Below are 18,205 nucleotides of genomic sequence, written 5' to 3'. Positions count from 1 at the left end.
GTAATATCATAACCTTTCTAAAACTCAATTTATATGGAAAATATTGTCCTTTTATCCCAAAACCATTGATTTTCAGGGTTATTTCGACTTTTTTCGCTCAAAAACACCATTTAAACAATGCTAGTGATACAGTTTTAAGAATTAGTATTGTTTAAGAAATATTCATTACACCAAAAAAAGTCCATTTCCTTTCCTTTGGAAAACGGACTTTTTGTAGTTATGTTATTATGAAAAGTGCCTTATAATTTGCAATTGTGGCTATCTTGATGCTTGTTGCTCCAAGATTTCATTTTGCGATAATCGGTATTTAAGGATATTCAAATATCTAAGGGCATCCTTATTCTCGTAATCCGCATAAGATTTGGAAGCCCAATCCATGGCGGCATTCAAATCCCCGTTTATCTCATTTATTATGGCCATATTGTAACAGGCCCTTCCTGCTATTTTGGCCTTGGAATTACCCAATTCTTTTTCCCATAGTTGGGCAGCACCTTGCCAATCCCCGGTTTGAGCCCTTCTTTTTGCCACTACGAAATTATCGGTTCCACGTACAAAATAGTCTCTTGAAATTCTATGCTTATATGGCGAAAGTCTAGATCCATAGGCATAGCCAATATTCTTACTCAATTCCTCAACAGCCTCGTTTCTACGTGCTACGGCTTCGATAGCCTTAACCGGATTAATACCTTTTCCTGATGATACTAGGTGATCTGTGTACATAAATTCGTCCACAATTTGCCTGGTACTGGGGTTATAAATTCGCCATCCATTTTTAATAAGGGTATTTAGGGTAACCTCATGGGCTGGAACCGACACTTTAACACCCAAACTGTTGGGTAGTTGCATTACGGATGGTTTATAGGAAACTTGTGTGTCCGTATCGTAAAAAGCCAAAGAAAATATAGCGTCAACACCGTTGGCTGCACAAATCTCCCCTATAACCTCCCAGGAAAGACTGGCAGGAAAGACATCCAGGCCTTTTCTAATTTCCGTTTCGTTATCCAAGATAAGTATTTCTTCATACCTTCCTGTACCGGCCAATTTATCGGATAGGGCTTGAATGGCAACTTCGGCTCCTTTTTTATCCAGATTTAGACCTTCGGCAGACAATATTTGGTCTATTTTGTCAATTTGCTTATTGCCTTCAGAGGGTAAACTTCTATTGATGATTCCTATTCTTTGGACATCCTTGGGAAGATGCACTATGGCCGGTTCAGTGGCACCCATCGTTAAGTTGTTGGTGGCACTGCAGGACATTAATAAAATGCCTATAACAATATATCCGAGTATTGATTTATGGTTTTTCATGTGCTGGTTTTAATTGGTTTCTTAATAAAACTATAGTAATAGCCTAGCTATAAAACATATACTGTACCAAAAATATTGTTCAGGGAACCAATATTCCTTTACTTTTCCTTACTTGGGCTAGGTCCTTGAGTTAAAAAAAGGTGGACCAGAGTAATAAATACATCCTTTTACAGTCCTCCCATATAGCGCCTATTCCTTACCTTTGAAGGTTGTAAATCCTCATGGAAAGGAAAATTGATTAAATGAATAAAATAAGTTCAAAAACGCTTCAAGATCTCGAGTTTAATACTGTCCTTTTGCAATTGGCAGCTCGTTGTACCACCGAGTTGGGAAAGGAACAGGTGGCTAATCTGGAACCAATTTCCATCAAATCCGAATTATTGGACGTTTTGGGACAAACTTCCGAGTATTTGGCCTCCTATTCCAATGACAATAGGATTCCCAATCATAACTTTGATACCATTAATCCGGAGTTGAAACTCCTTAAAATTGAGAATACCACTTTGGAAGTAGGTGGGTTCAAGAAAATAGGTTCCATATGTACAACAGTAGCTACCCATATTAAATTCTTTATAAAATTTAAAGAGTACTATCCCTTGCTTTTCGCTGTTTCCGATGAAATAACCCTTAACACTGAAATTCCTCGAAATATAGAGGCTGTGATTGATAAATTTGGGGAAATAAAGGATAATGCTTCCAGCAACCTTCAAAGTATCCGTTCCCAAATGGTTGTGGTGAAGGGTAAAATAAATCAGAGTTTTGCCACAGCACTGAATACCTACCATGCCTCGGAACTTTTGGATGAAATCAGGGAATCGGTTGTAGATAATAGAAGGGTACTTGCCGTGAAGAGCATGTATCGAAAAAAAGTTAAGGGAGCCGTTATGGGAACTTCCAAAACCGGGAGCATTGTCTATATAGAACCAGAGGCGACCCTAAGATATAGTAGGGAACTCGGAAATCTGGAATTCGAGGAACGGGAAGAGGTACAAAAAATATTGAACGATCTAACCAATCGTATACGGCCGTTTGCACCTGAACTATATGCTTATCAGGATTTTTTGGTTCATATGGACATTACGGCGTCCAAGGCAAAATATGCTCTGGAAATGGATGCCCTATTGCCCGAAATTAGTGATAATAGGGAGCTTTTTCTGAGGGATGCCTACCATCCCTTGCTATTTTTGAGCAATAAGTATAAAAAGGAAAAAACATACCCCCAAACAATTACCCTGCATCCTGAAAACAGAATTATAGTTATATCCGGACCCAATGCCGGGGGGAAAAGTATTACACTAAAAACAATTGGTCTTTTACAGGTAATGCTACAGAGTGGTTTATTGATCCCTGTGCATGAGAGGTCCAAGGTATGTTTGTTTGACAATATCCTAACGGATATTGGTGACAACCAATCCATTGAGAATCATCTCAGCACCTACAGCTATCGCTTGAAGAACATGAATTACTTCTTGCGTAAATGTAATGACAAGACCTTGTTTCTAATAGACGAATTTGGAACAGGAAGTGATCCGGAACTGGGCGGTGCCCTAGCCGAGACCTTTCTGGAGGTTTTCTATGAAAGGGGTGCCTACGGAGTTATTACCACCCATTATGCCAATCTTAAATTGTTGGCCAATGAATTGCCTCATGTTACCAATGCCAATATGCTTTTTGATGGTAAGTCCTTGGAACCCACTTATCAGTTGGTATTGGGACAGGCCGGTAGTTCCTTTACTTTTGAGGTGGCGCAAAAGAACGGTATTCCCTATAGCCTCATTAATAAAGCTAAAAAGAAAATAGAGCGCGGGAAGGTTCGTTTTGATGCCACTATAGCCAAACTACAAAAGGAGCGTAGTAAAATGGAAAAAACCGGGTCCAGGCTTCAGGAAGAGGAATCCAAGGCCAGAACGGAAGCCCAAAAATTGGAGGACCTTAATTCCAAGATCAAATCCAAATTGGAAAACTATCAGGAATTGTATGATCATAACCAAAGGATGATCTATTTGGGAAATAAGGTAAACACGGCGGCGGAAAAATATTTTCAGGATAAAAAGAAACGCAATTTGGTTTCTGAATTGATACGAATTGTAGAAACAGAAAATAGCAAGCGCAAAAAACAATCGGTAAAGGAAGTAAAGGCCCAAAAAGAAAGAAAGGCCAAAGTAGAACAAGAGGTGATAAAAAAGGTAGAGGTAATCCGAGAAAAGAAAAAAGTTGAGAAAAAGAAGGCAGAGGTAAAGGAAAAAAACAAGCCACGCCCCGTATTTAAGGTGGGCGACCGTGTGCGTTTAATTGATGGAAAGGCAGTGGGCAGTATAGACAGTTTGGAAAAGAACAAGGCTATTGTTAACTATGGTATTTTTACCACCAATGTTGCTGTAGACCAATTGGAATTGGTAGAAAGAAAAATATAAAATGTGGTTGGACCACTCAGATAATGATTCAAGACAATAAAATAATACTCTTTGATGGGGTTTGCAATCTTTGCAATAGTTCTGTACAGTACGTTATAAAGCGCGATAAAGGAAATGTGTACAGGTTTGCGGCACTACAAAGCGAAATCGGAAAGAAATTAGTGGAAGAGCGCGGGATAGATACCTCCCAGGTCGACAGTATTATTCTTATAGAACCCGGTGTAGCCTATTATACCAAATCTACCGCTGCCCTTAAAATTGCCCAGTCTTTTGGCGGAGTCTGGCAGTTGGCAAGCGTTTTTGAATGGATACCTGAAAAAATTAGAGATTGGGTGTACGACTATATAGCCAAAAACAGATATAAATGGTATGGTAGAAAGGATGCCTGTATGATTCCGACACCAGAACTGAAATCAAAATTTTTATGACAGTTGAATTTCCTTTCTGACCCATTTGGAAATTTTATTACTTAATCAGATAAATGTAAATTTGTAATTATCAATAAACTCAATTTAAATTATGGAATATCGTATAGAAAAGGATACCATGGGCGAGGTTAAAGTGCCGTCCAACAAATATTGGGGAGCTCAAACCGAACGCTCGAGAAATAATTTTAAAATTGGTCCGGCGGCATCAATGCCCTTGGATGTAGTTTATGGATTTGCCTATTTAAAAAAAGCGGCGGCCTACGCCAATTTTGAATTGGGAGTACTATCCGAAGAAAAAAGAGATCGTATTGCCCAAGTATGTGATGAAATATTGGAAGGCAAACACGATGACCAATTTCCTTTGGTAATATGGCAAACCGGATCTGGAACCCAAAGTAACATGAACGTTAACGAGGTGATCGCCAATAGGGCCCATGAATTGGCCGGAAAAAAAATAGGGGAAGGTGAAAAGACCATTCAGCCCAATGATGATGTAAATAAATCCCAATCTTCCAACGATACTTTTCCTACTGGGATGCATATTGCAGCCTATAAGAAGATTGTTGAAGTAACCATACCTGGAATTACGCAACTAAGGAATACGTTGGATAAAAAGGCAAAGGAATTTGCCAAGGTGGTAAAAATAGGTAGGACGCATTTAATGGATGCCACTCCCCTAACCTTGGGACAGGAGATTTCCGGTTACGTTTCCCAATTGGACCACGGGCTAAAGGCCTTGGACAATACTTTGGATCATTTGAGTGAATTGGCACTTGGTGGTACTGCCGTAGGCACCGGTTTAAATGCTCCCAAAGGTTACGATGTATTGGTTTCACAATATATTGCCAGATTTACGGGACTGCCGTTTAAAACTGCGGAAAATAAGTTTGAGGCTTTAGCTGCCCATGATGCTATTGTAGAAACCCATGGCGCCTTAAAGCAGTTGGCGGTATCCTTGAACAAAATTGCCAACGATATAAGAATGATGGCTTCCGGACCAAGATCGGGGATCGGTGAAATTATTATTCCCGCAAACGAGCCAGGTAGTTCCATTATGCCTGGAAAAGTTAATCCTACACAATGTGAGGCCCTGACCATGGTCTGTGCCCAAGTGATGGGGAACGATGTAGCCATTAGCGTAGGTGGTACGCAAGGGCATTACGAACTCAACGTTTTTAAGCCCATGATGGCGGCGAACATTTTGCAATCTGCACAATTGATCGGGGATGCCTGTGTTAGTTTCGATGAGAACTGTGCCGTAGGCATAGAACCTAATCACGATGTTATTAAGCAACTTTTAAATAATTCCTTGATGTTGGTTACGGCCTTGAATACTAAAATAGGATATTACAAGGCTGCAGAAATTGCCAATACGGCCCATAAAAATGGTACTACTTTAAAGGAAGAGGCCATTAATTTAGGATATGTAACCGCAGAGGATTACGATGAATGGGTAAAACCTGAGGATATGGTAGGTACCTTGGATTAATACTTGAAGTCAATAATTAAAAAAGGCCAATCCCGAAAGATTGGCCTTTTTATTTAAATGGATAGTGTTCCTTATTTTAATTGAAACTTGGAAGTTCCCAATAATTTTAAATTGTTATCATAAACATTTACCATATAGTTTCCTTTTTGGAATTCACTTGCAGGCTTGTTAATGAAATCACATACGTCCAAAGAGCGGTTCTCATAGTAGAATTCAGTTCCTTTGCTGTAAGTAACAGAAGCTCCCGAATCACTTGTTTTAGAGAAACTTTCTCCCAAAACATTTCCTTGTGGATCCAAAACCTCAATAAAGAATTGTCTGTCACCAGCTTGGGCAATTACGTTGTCCGCAACGGTGAAACAAACTTTTAATTTGTCGGTAGCCTTAGCTCTGGAAGTAGAAACCAATTTACCGCTTGTTCTTTCCTTAACTGCATCTACAGAGAATTTGGATAAATTTAAAGCTGAACCTTTTTCAACTACATCTGCCAATTGGGTATTCTGTACAACTAAAGAATCGTTGAAAACAGTTTGCTTTTCCAATTCAACATAGGTGCTGTCCCTTTGCATGGCCAAGAAAGTATTGGATCTGGTTAAAGAATCAACCTTTCTTAATAGTTGCTCCCTTTCTTTGGTCAAGATACCTACTTGCTTTCTGTAACGATATAGACTTGCGATATCGGCTTTCATTGTCTTAACGGAATCAATGTATTTTGCAATGTTATCCCTGGCGGAAACCAATTCCTCATTGGTAGCGTTGCTTTCCAAGATAGCTTTGTCATACTCAGATTTCAAACTGGTCAAATCTTCAACAACCAATTCTTTTTCTTTTGTAAGTAATGCAGTGTTCTTTTGTTTATCCTGATATAAACTTACTGTGTAAATGATTACCCCAAGTAAAATTACACCTAATAAACCTGCAATAACCTTCAATCCATTATTACTTTTTGTTTCAGTCATAATTGTAATTATTAATTATTTAATTTTTTTTTAACCTTAAATTTATTTGTTTGTAACACTCTATATACGATCAGGTTTGGATTTTAGATTTTTTTAGTTAAAAAAAATAAATTTCCTTCTTAAGAATACAAAATGATTACCGTAAATTTAGTAAAATACTGATCGTACCAAGATGTCATTAAGTATTGTACCTTTTGAATCGAGCTATGCAACAAGGTTTAAGGACCTTAATGTGGCATGGTTGGAAAAATATTTTTATGTTGAGCCTATGGACACCATTCTCTTGGAAAACTGTGAAGCCAACATAATAGGTAAAGGTGGGTATATATTTTTTGCACAGTACAATGAGGAAATAGTAGGTTGCTTTGCATTTTTAAAAGTGGGGGACAGAACGTATGAATTGGGCAAAATGGCCGTAGATCCGAATTTTCAAGGTTTGAAAATTGGCCAAGCACTTTTAGTTTTTGCCATTGAACATGCCAAACAAAACAAATGGGATAAATTAATTTTGTATTCGAGCACCAAATTGGAAAACGCCCTTTATATTTATAGAAAGTATGGTTTCAAAGAAGTTGAAATCGAAAAGAATCTCCCCTATGCGAGGAGTGACATTAAAATGGAATTATTACTAATTTAAAATACTCTAATTATGCGCCATTCAAAACACCTTATTATAACAGCTGTATTTATGGGTCTATTGACTTTGGGATGTAAAGAAAAATCAAAATCCCTACCGGAAAAAGCTGAGGCTGTTGGTCTCCAAACGGATAATACGATTTCCAATATTGAGATTACGCCGATAGAACACGCCACTGCGGTTTTGGATTGGGATGGAACCATTATCTATGTAGATCCCGTTGGAGGTAAGGATGCTTTTGCAGCTGAAAAGGAACCGGACCTGATCTTGATTACGGACATCCATGGTGATCACTTTAGTTTGGAAACCCTACAGGCTCTAAATACCCAGAAGGCGAAAATTATCGTTCCCCAGGCGGTGGCCGACAAAATTCCTGCAGAATTTACGCCACAACTGGATATTTTAAATAATGGGGAATCCAAAGAACGTTATGGCATTAACATAGAAGCAATTCCCATGTACAATCTTAGGGAGGAAGCCAAGGACTTCCATGTTAAGGGAAGAGGTAACGGTTATGTGCTAAGCAAAAACAATGAACGCATTTACTTTTCAGGAGATACAGAGGATATTCCTGAGATGCGGGCATTACAGAATATAGATAAAGCCTTTGTATGTATGAACCTTCCCTATACCATGACCGTAGAAAGTGCAGCGGATGCTGTGCTGGAATTTAAGCCAAAAAAGGTATATCCCTACCATTATAGAGGAAAGCCCGATGTTGGGGATGTGTCAAAATTTAAAGCGTTGGTAAACGATAAGAATTCGAATATTGAGGTAGTACAGTTGGATTGGTATCCTACGGAAGATTATTAAGCGGACTGGAGAATGCTACAGGGTTCAATTAATTAAAAAAAATACGCTGTTGTCCTAAATATAGTGTCAACAGCGTATTCTTATTTAATTAGGATGGGACCGATTAGCGCACCAATTTTTTATATTTTAGTCGCTTGGGTATTAAATCTCCTCCCAAACGTTTCTTCTTGTTTTCTTCGTATTCAGAGAATGATCCTTCAAAGAAATGTACTTGGGAATCTCCTTCAAAAGAAAGGATATGGGTACAAATCCTATCCAAGAACCACCTGTCGTGGGAAATGACCACGGCACAACCGGCAAAATTTTCCAGACCTTCCTCCAAGGCCCTTAGCGTGTTAACATCCAAATCGTTGGTAGGCTCATCCAAAAGAAGAACGTTGCCCTCTTCTTTAAGGGTCATGGCCAAATGCAGACGGTTACGCTCCCCACCGGAAAGCATATCCACCTTTTTATTTTGCTCACTTCCAGAAAAATTGAACCTGCTTAAATAAGCTCTCGAATTTACCTGTCTACCTCCCATCATGATCAATTCCTGCTCATCGCTAAAATTCTGCCAAATGGTCTTATTGGGGTCAATATTGGAATGACTTTGGTCCACATAGGCAATTTTTGCCGTTTCCCCTACAATGAATTCACCTTTGTCCGGTTTTTCCTCACCCATTATCATTCGGAAAATAGTGGTTTTACCAGCTCCGTTAGGACCAATAATACCTACAATTCCCGCCTGAGGCAATTTAAAATTTAAGTCCTCATAAAGTAATTTATCCCCATAGGCCTTAGATACTCCTTTGGCCTCTATTACATTGGTCCCTAATCGGGGACCGTTGGGGATATAGATCTCCAGTTTTTCATCCAATTGTTTTTGATCCTGGCTCATCAATTTGTCATAGTTCTGTAAACGGGCCTTTTGTTTGGTCTGTCTACCTTTGGCCCCTTGTCGCACCCAATCCAACTCCCTTTCCAATATTTTTTGTCTTTTGGAGGCTGTTTTGCTTTCTTGGGCCATACGCTTCGATTTTTGATCCAACCAGCTAGAGTAGTTTCCTTTCCATGGTATACCTTCTCCCCTATCCAATTCCAAGATCCATCCGGCAACATTATCCAAGAAATATCTATCGTGGGTTACAGCAATAACGGTGCCTTTGTACTCTGCCAAATGATGTTCCAACCAATGAACGGATTCAGCATCCAAGTGGTTTGTTGGCTCATCCAACAATAGAATTTCGGGTTCCTGTAACAACAGTCTACACAGAGCTACCCGCCTTCTTTCACCTCCGGACAGTATGCCGATTTTCTTATCGGATTCCGGGGTACGCAAGGCATCCATGGCAACTTCCAACTTGTTGTCCAGTTCCCAGGCATTGGTGGCATCTATCTTGTCCTGAAGCTCGGCCTGCTTGTCCATGAGTTTTTGCATTTTATCTGCATCCTCATATACCTCCGGAAGTCCGAACATATCATTGATCTTATTGTATTCATCCAGGATGGCCACAGTATCTGCCACGCCTTCTTTGACTACCTCCAAAACGGTCTTGTTCTCGTCCAATTGAGGTTCCTGCTCCAGATAACCTACCTTATATCCAGGAGAAAAAACTACATCTCCCTGGAAGTTTTTATCCACCCCGGCAATAATCTTGAGCAGTGTAGATTTACCAGAACCATTAAGACCTAAAATTCCGATCTTAGCTCCGTAAAAGAAACTTAAATAAATATTCTTTAATACTGGGGTATTGGCAGTTTTGTATGTTTTAGTAACCCCAGACATGGAGAAAATGACTTTCTTATCGTCTGACATATAGTATTTGTATTATTAGTTGTGATTATTTGAATTATAAGTGGAAGGGCAGATACCCACCGTCTTTAGCTATTAATTTTTCATTATGATGCCAGGGTAGCCTACAATTCTTAAAACGCCAAATCTCCAGTGGCTTTTTATACCCTACCTTTTAAAGCATTAAATACCCATGCAATTGCAAAGAAACCTATTCCAACCGAGGCAAATCCCCATCCGGCAACATCATCATATCTAAATGCACCCAATGCTATAAGCGAAAGACCTACAATTATCATTATAAAGGTTGCCCATGCAAGCACTGTATTCTTATTCATTCCCATTTTTTTAATTGGTTTGGTTTGTAGAGCCCCAAATATCGTAAATTTTACAAGAATTTATCACCTAACAAAAAAACTTTATTCGTGAAACGCGTATTTCAGAAGCCACAGGCGCATTGAAATACGATAGTTGAACGGATCCCGCCTGTTTAGCGGGGTTACTGGTTTAATACCACTACCCTTGGATTGTCTCCCAAAAGGAGTTCAGGTCTTGCCTTGGGGCTTAATACCTTTTATTCCTCAAACGGAAATGTAATTCCATTTTGTTTTCTCACGGTGTCCATTAAGCTTATTAAATCCATACTGTTCCTATGGCTCCATAGACTACTTTCCAACTTCCCTTGGTCCAGACAGTCGTGAACCTCGTTTATTTCGTAGAAATACCCTCTACCTGTAGTTGGCATGCTGAACTCTTCCTTTTCTCCATTTCTTTCTACAGTATATCCCTGCGCTTCATGCCACCTGCCAGGTATAAAGATAGATCCCTTTTCTCCGGATATTTCGGCCTTCATTTCGGATCTACTCGTAAAACCTGAATATAGAATTGCCTGGGCCTTGGGGTATTTAAAGATCATTGAAGTCTGTACTTCAGCACCATTGGGATGAAAGTTGGAGGTAGAAAATAATTGATCTGGCTTGCCAAGAAGTAAATATGCAAGGAAGATGGGATAAATCCCAATATCCAATAAGGATCCACCAGCGAGTTCAGGATTTAACACCCTTCCGTTAAAATCCCTATCCAAGGCATAAAAAGCAAAATCTGCATGTAAATAAGCCAATGGACCAATATCCCCAGAATCTACCATTTGTTTTACCTTTCTAATGGAAGGATTAAACCTACTCCATAGGGCCTCCATTAAAAAAACCTTGTTTTCTTGGGCTGCCGCAATCATTTTTTCGACCTCTACCCTATTTATACCCATTGGTTTTTCACATAACACATGTTTGCCATGTTCCATGGCCATTATGGAAAGCTCGCAATGCGAAGTATGCGGCGTAGCAATGTAGACCACATCAACTTCCTTGCACTCCAAAAGTTCCTTATAGCTTCCAAAGGCATTTGGAATATTATATTCCTTCGAAAATCCTTTGGCCTTTTCCAAATTTCTTGAAGCCGCTGCGTAAATTTCAGCCTCCTTGACCAGAGCAAGGTCCTTGACAAAATTACTGGCAATGTTGCCCAATCCAATAATTCCCCATCTTACTTTTTCGCTCATTTAGAATATAATTTAGTTAAAGTTAATAAATATAACTCCTTATCTTTATTGCGCAAAAGAAAGGCATCTCAACATGGATATCAACTTCAACAAAAACGAAGACCACAATAAATTACTACTATCAGCATTAAAAAATAAACTGGCCAAGGTAAAACTAGGAGGCGGGAAAAGTAGGTTGGAAAAGCAACATGCCCTAGGTAAATTAAGTGCTAGGGAGCGTATTGATTACCTTTTGGATAAGGGCAAAAATGTTATTGAAATCGGGGCGTTTGTAGGTGATGGCATGTACGAGGCCCACGGTGGATGTCCCTCTGGAGGTGTTGTAGTAAAAATTGGCTATGTACAGGGCAAGCAATGTATTGTGGTGGCCAATGATGCCACGGTAAAAGCAGGAGCTTGGTTTCCTATCACCGCAAAAAAAAACCTAAGGGCCCAAGAAATTTCTATTGAAAATCGCTTGCCGATAATTTACTTGGTAGATAGTGCCGGGGTATACCTTCCCATGCAGGACGAAATATTTCCGGACAAGGAACATTTTGGTAGAATTTTTAGAAATAATGCGGTAATGAGCAGTATGGGAATTACCCAAATTTCGGCCGTTATGGGCAGTTGTGTTGCAGGTGGGGCCTATCTGCCGATAATGAGCGATGAGGCTTTAATAGTGGACAAAACGGGTAGTATTTTTTTGGCGGGTAGTTATTTGGTAAAGGCTGCAATAGGAGAAGTTATTGATAATGAAACTTTAGGAGGTGCCACTACCCATTGTGAAATTAGTGGAGTAACGGATTACAAGGCGAAGGACGACAAAGATGCTTTGGATACCATAAAGAACATCATGGGTAAAATTGGCGACTATGATAAGGCGGGATATAACAGAATCCCAGCGGTAACACCCAAGGAAAAGGAAGATGATATTTATGGGATTATTCCAAAATCGAGGGCCGAGCAATACGATATGTTGGAAATTATAAATCGATTGGTAGATAATTCCGATTTTGAACAATACAAGGAAGGTTACGGAAAAACTATACTTACTGGATATGCCCGTATAGATGGATGGGCCGTAGGTATCGTTGCCAACCAGCGTAAAGTAGTAAAGACCAAAAATGGGGAAATGCAATTTGGAGGGGTCATCTATTCCGATTCTGCGGATAAGGCCACCCGTTTTATAGCCAACTGCAACCAAAAGAAAATTCCCTTGGTATTTTTACAGGACGTTACCGGTTTTATGGTAGGTAGTAAAAGTGAGCATGGGGGTATTATAAAGGATGGGGCAAAAATGGTGAACGCGGTCAGCAATTCCGTGGTACCTAAATTCACAGTTGTTATAGGCAATAGTTACGGAGCGGGAAATTACGCTATGTGCGGCAAGGCGTACGACCCGAGATTGATTATAGCGTGGCCCAGTGCCGAATTGGCGGTAATGAGCGGTAATTCTGCCGCCAAGGTGTTACTACAGATAGAAACCGCTTCACTGAAGAAGAAGGGCGAGAAAATTACGGAAGCCCAGGAAAGCGAACTTTTTAATAAAATAAAACAGCGATATGATAATCAGATATCGCCCTATTATGCAGCCTCCCGTTTATGGACGGACGCAGTAATAGATCCTCTGGACACTCGCAAGTGGATATCTATGGGTATCGAGGCTGCCAACCATGCCCCTATTGAAAAGCAATTTAATATGGGAGTGGTACAGGTTTGATAATTTGAAGATTTGGAAATGGGATAATTTGAAAATGTACCAATGTGCAAATGTACTAATGTAGCAATGTGTTAATTTGGGTCTTTGAAGATTTGGAAATGGGATAATTTGGGAATGTAAGAATGTACCAATGTTAAAATGATGTAATGTATCAATATGTTGACATTACCATAGTTGGATTTGTATCCCTATCAAAGAGTGAAGTTCATTCAATAAATAATTTTGATTCCGTATTTATTCTACACAAATAAGAATCTTCCTTAATCCCTGCCAGTTTAAAAACCTTGGTAGCCTGTCGTTGCTCCAAAGTGCCGTAATCAAAAAATGTAGTTACTTTCAGGTAAGTGGGGTCTTGGGAACCATTTCCAAAGTAAGAAATATTAATCACCCATGCTCCTTTTAGGTCATCATGCAAAAAGAATTGTTTACTGGAATATCCTTTTGAAATTTCTGCGGACAATTCGGCTTCTTTGGTTTCAACAGAATATTCCCAACTGTTATAATACTTTTCAGGATCTACAAATTGTAATTCAAATTCGGCTGCATTGTTATTCCATTCTATCAATACCCTATTCCCAGGATTTGCAGTACTTTCTTCCAATGTTCCACTTTCCAAAGAAAACTTACCTGCATTAAGTTTAACAATATTCATACGTTCCGTAGTCATAAGCTCGTCCGTTCCATATTTGTCAAATGGAACAGAATCCAGATCGTTTACGGCCAGTTCATAACGGGAATAAATATGTAATGCCTTTTGGTAATTCCCTATCTCATTATAGGCATTGGCCAAATCCCTGTGCGACTGGGCATCCCTTGGTTTCAATTTCAGAATCGCCAAATATTGCTGTAAGGCACTTTCCAATAAACCCAATTTTTCATACCTATAAGCCAATGCCTTGAGAGCTATGTCGTCATGTGCGAATTGTTTTGCCATTGAATCCAGAAGTGCAATTGATTGTTTTTTGTCGCCCCAAGTGTTTCTGAAATAATCGGAAATGTCAAGTAGATAATAGGGAGAGTTGCCAAACCTTGCTTTTTGACTTTCAAATATTCGATTGGACATATCTTCCGTATCGGCCAAAGAATATTCTTTAATATACTCAGGAATTTCCGCAACATATGCCGGCTTAATAGCTAACTGATCATTAATACTATCCCTCAACCCTGAATTGTTGTAGATTCTTTTTACTTCTAAATCATCTATACGTGTCTGCTCCTTGGTATTAATAATAATGACTCCGCCAGCACCTCTAGAACCATATCTGGCAAATGCGCCGTTTCGAGTAAGTACCGCAACACGTTCAATGCCGTGGACGGAAATAAATGTCGGGGCCTGTTCATAAACAAAGCCGTCAACATCAAAAATAACAGGTACTTTTGTGCTTGCATATTGTGGCAAATAAACTCGTGGATCCAAGGGGTTGGTTACCCTGTCAATTACCATATTAGGAACCCATGGAAGTAGGGCATCCAGAAAATCAACCCCCGAGGTCATTAAATTTTTGCCATCAATGACCCGCATCGAATATGATGTCCGGTCCTTGTCCATAATTCCCCAGGAGGACTTAATTAAATTTGTGTTGGTGGGATACTCTGCTAGAAGTTCTTTTTGGCTTTTACGCTTTATCTTTTTTACCACAACTTCATCCAATTCCTCTGCATGTTCCGAAAGCCTTATATCCAGTACATTGTTCATGTCACCAACGGGCACTTCAATTGTTTGCATTCCCAAATAGGAAAATGTCATTATATTTCCAGGAGACACTTCGATGCTATATTGACCTTTGGAATCCGTTTTTGTTCCCACAGTAGTGCCTTTTATGAACACATTGGCATTGGGTAAAGCTTGGTCCATATAAGTGACCTTGCCGCTAATGGTAAACGTAGTTTCCTGAGCGGTCCCAATAACGAAAATACAGAGAAATGTAATACTGACAAAAATCCGGGCCATTCGGTACACTTTAGAATTTGAAAGGAATATTTAATTCTTGAATTTAGGTAATTAATTTAAGATATAACCCTGAACCTCTCTATTTTATAATTTCTAAAGTTTCGTTTCTATTTACCTTTCCACTAGCTGTTTCCACAAACTGGAGTACACTAAATATTTCTTTGGGAATTTCATATTTAGAAATTGTGTTAAGGAATTTTATGTCTTGGGACAATTGATTAACATCTATATCACCTTCGACTACCAATATCAATTTTTGGCCTAAATAGGCATCAGGGATGCCCGCCACAAAAAATCTGGATTTGATCAATACAGATAACTTGGACTCCAGTTGTTCCGGGATTAATTTTACTCCCCCGGAATTAATTACGTTGTCATACCTGCCCAGCCACTGGAACTCAGTGGGTGAAATTAGGTTAATTACATCGTTGGTTACTATAACGGCATCGGAAACTTTTGGAGCTTCAATCACCAAGCAATCCCTTTCATCCCTGGAAAGAACAACATCCGGAAGGGTCTTAAAATTATGGTCTTCAGGGCCTTTTGCAAGCTCTTTTACGGCAATATGGGTAATGGTTTCGGTCATACCATAAGTTTCGAAAATCCGTGTATCTACCTTGTTAAGATCTAATTTTAGTTCAGGGGAAATAGGTGCCCCTCCAATAATTAATGTGCCAATTTGCTTTAAATATGGAATAGAACCTTGTACCTGCATGGGCACCATGGCAACAAAGTCGTAATTCTTGGAAGTGAATTGCAAAGGATTGGAAGAAGGTTCCACCAAGTCTATTTCCCAACCCAGTACCATGGCTCGGACCAACATCATTCTCCCCGCTATATGGTCGGTGGACAGACATAGAAGGGCTTTTGTTCCAGGTCCCATTTTAAAAAAAGCTCCTGTGGCCAAGGCAGAATTTACCATATGTTCCTTTTTCAACGAAATTGTTTTGGGGACACCTGTAGATCCGGAAGTTTTTACTAGAATGGTATCGGTATCATCTAACCAATCCATTAGAAAATTTCCTATACACTTCTCGTACACTTGACCTTCCTTAACAAGACTGTAGGCCAACTCTTTTAAAACTCCAAAATCGTAATGGATTTCGTTGAATTTAAATTTAGGATGGATGTTTTTAAAGGTTGGAATCACTTTCTACATTTAGTTGTAAAGTTTCTGGACTTTGTACATCACCGGTAAGACGCTCCTTCCAGTTGGTCCAGCCGTATTTTTTGGAGAATACATACAAGATAATGGGATAGATCACCAATACCGGTAAAAACACATCCCAACCCAACTCTGGTTCCGATATATCCCTGTAGAGGGATTCGGTCTGGAAGGCGGTCCAATCTGCGGTCACCAAGAGGGCTGTCAATAAATTATTGGCGGCATGAAAACCTATGGCCAATTCCAATCCCTCATCCATTAGGGTCAAAATCCCTAGGAAAAACCCAGTACCTATATAATAAACCATTATTCCATAGCCCAATTTTTCAACCTCAGGATTAAAAAGGTGTAACAAACCAAAAATCATGGAAGTGATTACTAATGGCACCCATCTTTTGCCCGTCATTAACCCAATACCCTGCATTAGGTAACCTCGCATAAAATACTCCTCAAAACTGGTTTGGAGCGGGATTAGGAAAACGGAAATAAGGCATAATATGACAAAGGGCATTACATTAAAATTAAAAACATAATCCTCTGGGGACAAAAAGATGTCCAGCCCGGTAATCAAAATTGTTATTAGTCCCCAAAGTCCAAAAGCGAAAAACACTCGTTTCCAATCTATTTTGTTTCTACTGGTGGTAAGGGAGGTTATAGTTTGCCTATGAACAAATTGAACCGTAAGAAATGTGGCCACAAGGCCAAATACAAATGAAATAAGCATTAAAAAGAGAAATAGATTGCTACCTACCATTTTCGACATTCCTGCAACATCCGAAGGAAAGGTTTCCCCGCCAAGAGACTTAACGATTATTACCCCAAGTAGTGGAATGGACCCCAAAAGTTGCCAGCCAATGAATATGATCAAAATTCCGACTAGGTATCTCCAAGATTCATGGTTTCCTTTATATCCCTGTTCTATATACATATATTCTTTATTAAATTGTTTTCCCAACTCCCGGTTTGTTCATAGGAAATTGTTCCATTTTTTACTTTTAGCGGGCATTTAAAATTATTGGTATATAACCCACCGGTACCCAATCCCTGTGGTAGAGGGTTGTTTAAGGTAAAGGTCCATTGGGCTATGGCATTAAGGCCTATATTGCTTTCCAATGCACTGGTAACCCACCATTTTATATTTAATTTCTCGGCAATTTTAATCCATTCCATACTTCCTTTAAACCCTCCAACCAAACTTGGTTTTAGGATTATATACTGCGGCCTTATAATTTGTAGAAGTTTCTCCTTTTCCGTTACATCAGTAATTCCTATTAATTCCTCGTCCAAGGCTATGGGGATGGGAGTATTTAGGCATAATTCCGTCATTTCATTAGTGTTGCCAGCCTTGATGGGTTGTTCTATGGAGTGTAGTCCATAAAGGGAAAGTCGTTCCAGTTTAGCCATGGCTTCTGAAGGAATGAATGCACCGTTGGCATCGACCCTTATTTCAATCTCTTTTTCACTGTATGTATTTCTAATGGATTTTAAAAGCGCTATTTCCTTCTCGAAATCGATGGCTCCAATTTTTAATTTAATGCACTTGAAACCTTCTTCAAGTTTTTTTTGGATCTGTTGGTGCATAAAACGTTCATCCCCCATCCAAATCAATCCGTTGATGGCTATGGGGCTATTGTTTAGCGTAAATTCTGAAGGATAAAGTAAAAAGGGATCCTCGGAATTAAGGGATAAAAAGGCTTGTTCCACCCCGAATTGAATGCTTGGATATTGCATCAAGGCTTTCAACAGTTGGTCTTTTCCCAAATGAATATTGTCACCGGTCCATTTCAGCTTGTCCTCATAGCCCGGAACATCATCAACACTCAACCCCCTTAAAATACCGCATTCCCCGATTCCAAATCTTTTGTCCCGTTCTAAAATAATAAAGAAGGTTTCTTTATGGGTCATTATTCCCCTGGAAGTACCACTGGGACGTTTAAATTCTAAAATGTATTTTTTGTAGGTTGCTTTCATGAAATATAAAATCAAATTTAACTATCTTTTTTTCTAAAT

General features: G+C 39.3%; 15 protein-coding genes. 6 read left to right on the top strand and 9 right to left on the bottom strand.

Features of this window, described 5'->3' with window-relative positions; all coding sequences use genetic code 11:
* Nucleotides 1–258: 258 nt before the first annotated feature.
* Complete coding sequence (locus BUA60_RS06675) at nt 259–1,308, bottom strand: DUF6340 family protein (RefSeq protein ID WP_072860997.1); 1,050 nt, start codon at nt 1,306–1,308, stop codon at nt 259–261.
* Nucleotides 1,309–1,550: 242 nt separating this feature from the next.
* On the opposite strand from BUA60_RS06675, the gene BUA60_RS06670 reads away from it, so the two are divergent.
* The 3 genes from BUA60_RS06670 to fumC all read left to right on the top strand — a co-directional run bounded on the left by BUA60_RS06670 (nt 1,551) and on the right by fumC (nt 5,639).
* A complete protein-coding gene (locus BUA60_RS06670) occupies nt 1,551–3,722 on the top strand; it encodes an endonuclease MutS2 (protein ID WP_072860996.1) in 2,172 nt (723 codons plus the stop codon).
* A gap of 23 nt (nt 3,723–3,745) precedes the next feature.
* Nucleotides 3,746–4,150, top strand: coding sequence for a thiol-disulfide oxidoreductase DCC family protein (locus BUA60_RS06665; RefSeq protein WP_072860995.1), 405 nt, complete (start codon nt 3,746–3,748; stop codon nt 4,148–4,150).
* Nucleotides 4,151–4,241: 91 nt separating this feature from the next.
* Nucleotides 4,242–5,639 carry a class II fumarate hydratase gene (gene fumC, locus BUA60_RS06660; protein WP_072860994.1) on the top strand — a complete coding sequence of 466 codons (1,398 nt, stop codon included), beginning with the start codon at nt 4,242–4,244 and terminating at the stop codon, nt 5,637–5,639.
* Between the two features lie 71 nt (nt 5,640–5,710).
* On the opposite strand, the gene BUA60_RS06655 is transcribed toward fumC, so the two are convergent.
* The gene (locus BUA60_RS06655; protein WP_072860993.1) at nt 5,711–6,598 is read right to left on the bottom strand and encodes a hypothetical protein; all 888 of its coding nucleotides are present in this window, start codon (nt 6,596–6,598) and stop codon (nt 5,711–5,713) included.
* 172 nt (nt 6,599–6,770) lie between these two features.
* On the opposite strand from BUA60_RS06655, the gene BUA60_RS06650 reads away from it, so the two are divergent.
* The gene (locus tag BUA60_RS06650; protein WP_072860992.1) at nt 6,771–7,235 is read left to right on the top strand and encodes a GNAT family N-acetyltransferase; all 465 of its coding nucleotides are present in this window, start codon (nt 6,771–6,773) and stop codon (nt 7,233–7,235) included.
* Between the two features lie 12 nt (nt 7,236–7,247).
* On the top strand, nt 7,248–8,048 hold the full coding sequence (locus BUA60_RS06645) for an MBL fold metallo-hydrolase (RefSeq protein ID WP_072860991.1): 801 nt from the start codon (nt 7,248–7,250) through the stop codon (nt 8,046–8,048).
* 103 nt (nt 8,049–8,151) lie between these two features.
* On the opposite strand, the gene ettA is transcribed toward BUA60_RS06645, so the two are convergent.
* The 3 genes from ettA to BUA60_RS06630 form a co-directional block, all read right to left on the bottom strand.
* On the bottom strand, nt 8,152–9,843 hold the full coding sequence (gene ettA, locus BUA60_RS06640; RefSeq protein WP_072860990.1) for an energy-dependent translational throttle protein EttA: 1,692 nt from the start codon (nt 9,841–9,843) through the stop codon (nt 8,152–8,154).
* A gap of 137 nt (nt 9,844–9,980) precedes the next feature.
* Complete coding sequence (locus BUA60_RS06635; protein ID WP_031443882.1) at nt 9,981–10,163, bottom strand: CAL67264 family membrane protein; 183 nt, start codon at nt 10,161–10,163, stop codon at nt 9,981–9,983.
* 230 nt (nt 10,164–10,393) lie between these two features.
* Nucleotides 10,394–11,377 (bottom strand): Gfo/Idh/MocA family protein, encoded by a 984-nt coding sequence (locus BUA60_RS06630; protein ID WP_072860989.1) that lies wholly within the window; start codon nt 11,375–11,377, stop codon nt 10,394–10,396.
* Nucleotides 11,378–11,450: 73 nt separating this feature from the next.
* On the opposite strand from BUA60_RS06630, the gene BUA60_RS06625 reads away from it, so the two are divergent.
* Complete coding sequence (locus BUA60_RS06625) at nt 11,451–13,079, top strand: acyl-CoA carboxylase subunit beta (protein WP_072860988.1); 1,629 nt, start codon at nt 11,451–11,453, stop codon at nt 13,077–13,079.
* Nucleotides 13,080–13,284: 205 nt separating this feature from the next.
* Here BUA60_RS06625 and BUA60_RS06620 read toward each other — a convergent pair whose 3' ends face one another.
* The 4 genes from BUA60_RS06620 to BUA60_RS06605 form a co-directional block, all read right to left on the bottom strand.
* Entirely contained in the window at nt 13,285–15,030 is a 1,746-nt protein-coding gene (locus tag BUA60_RS06620; RefSeq protein ID WP_072860987.1) for a carboxypeptidase-like regulatory domain-containing protein, read from the bottom strand.
* A 79-nt stretch (nt 15,031–15,109) separates the two neighbouring features.
* Nucleotides 15,110–16,180 carry an AMP-binding protein gene (locus tag BUA60_RS06615; RefSeq protein ID WP_072860986.1) on the bottom strand — a complete coding sequence of 357 codons (1,071 nt, stop codon included), beginning with the start codon at nt 16,178–16,180 and terminating at the stop codon, nt 15,110–15,112.
* Nucleotides 16,164–17,123: a CPBP family intramembrane glutamic endopeptidase gene (locus BUA60_RS06610; protein ID WP_072861586.1), complete on the bottom strand. Its 960-nt coding sequence runs from the start codon at nt 17,121–17,123 to the stop codon at nt 16,164–16,166. The genes BUA60_RS06615 and BUA60_RS06610 overlap by 17 nt, the downstream gene beginning before the upstream one ends.
* Nucleotides 17,114–18,166 (bottom strand): o-succinylbenzoate synthase, encoded by a 1,053-nt coding sequence (locus BUA60_RS06605; RefSeq protein WP_072860985.1) that lies wholly within the window; start codon nt 18,164–18,166, stop codon nt 17,114–17,116. Before BUA60_RS06605 ends, BUA60_RS06610 begins: the two co-directional genes overlap by 10 nt.
* Nucleotides 18,167–18,205 lie beyond the last annotated feature (39 nt).

It is taken from the genome of Arenibacter palladensis (assembly GCF_900129275.1).
GTDB lineage: Bacteria > Bacteroidota > Bacteroidia > Flavobacteriales > Flavobacteriaceae > Arenibacter > Arenibacter palladensis.
Note: the sequence above shows the minus strand (reverse complement) of the source record. Positions and strands in the feature narration are given on the sequence as shown.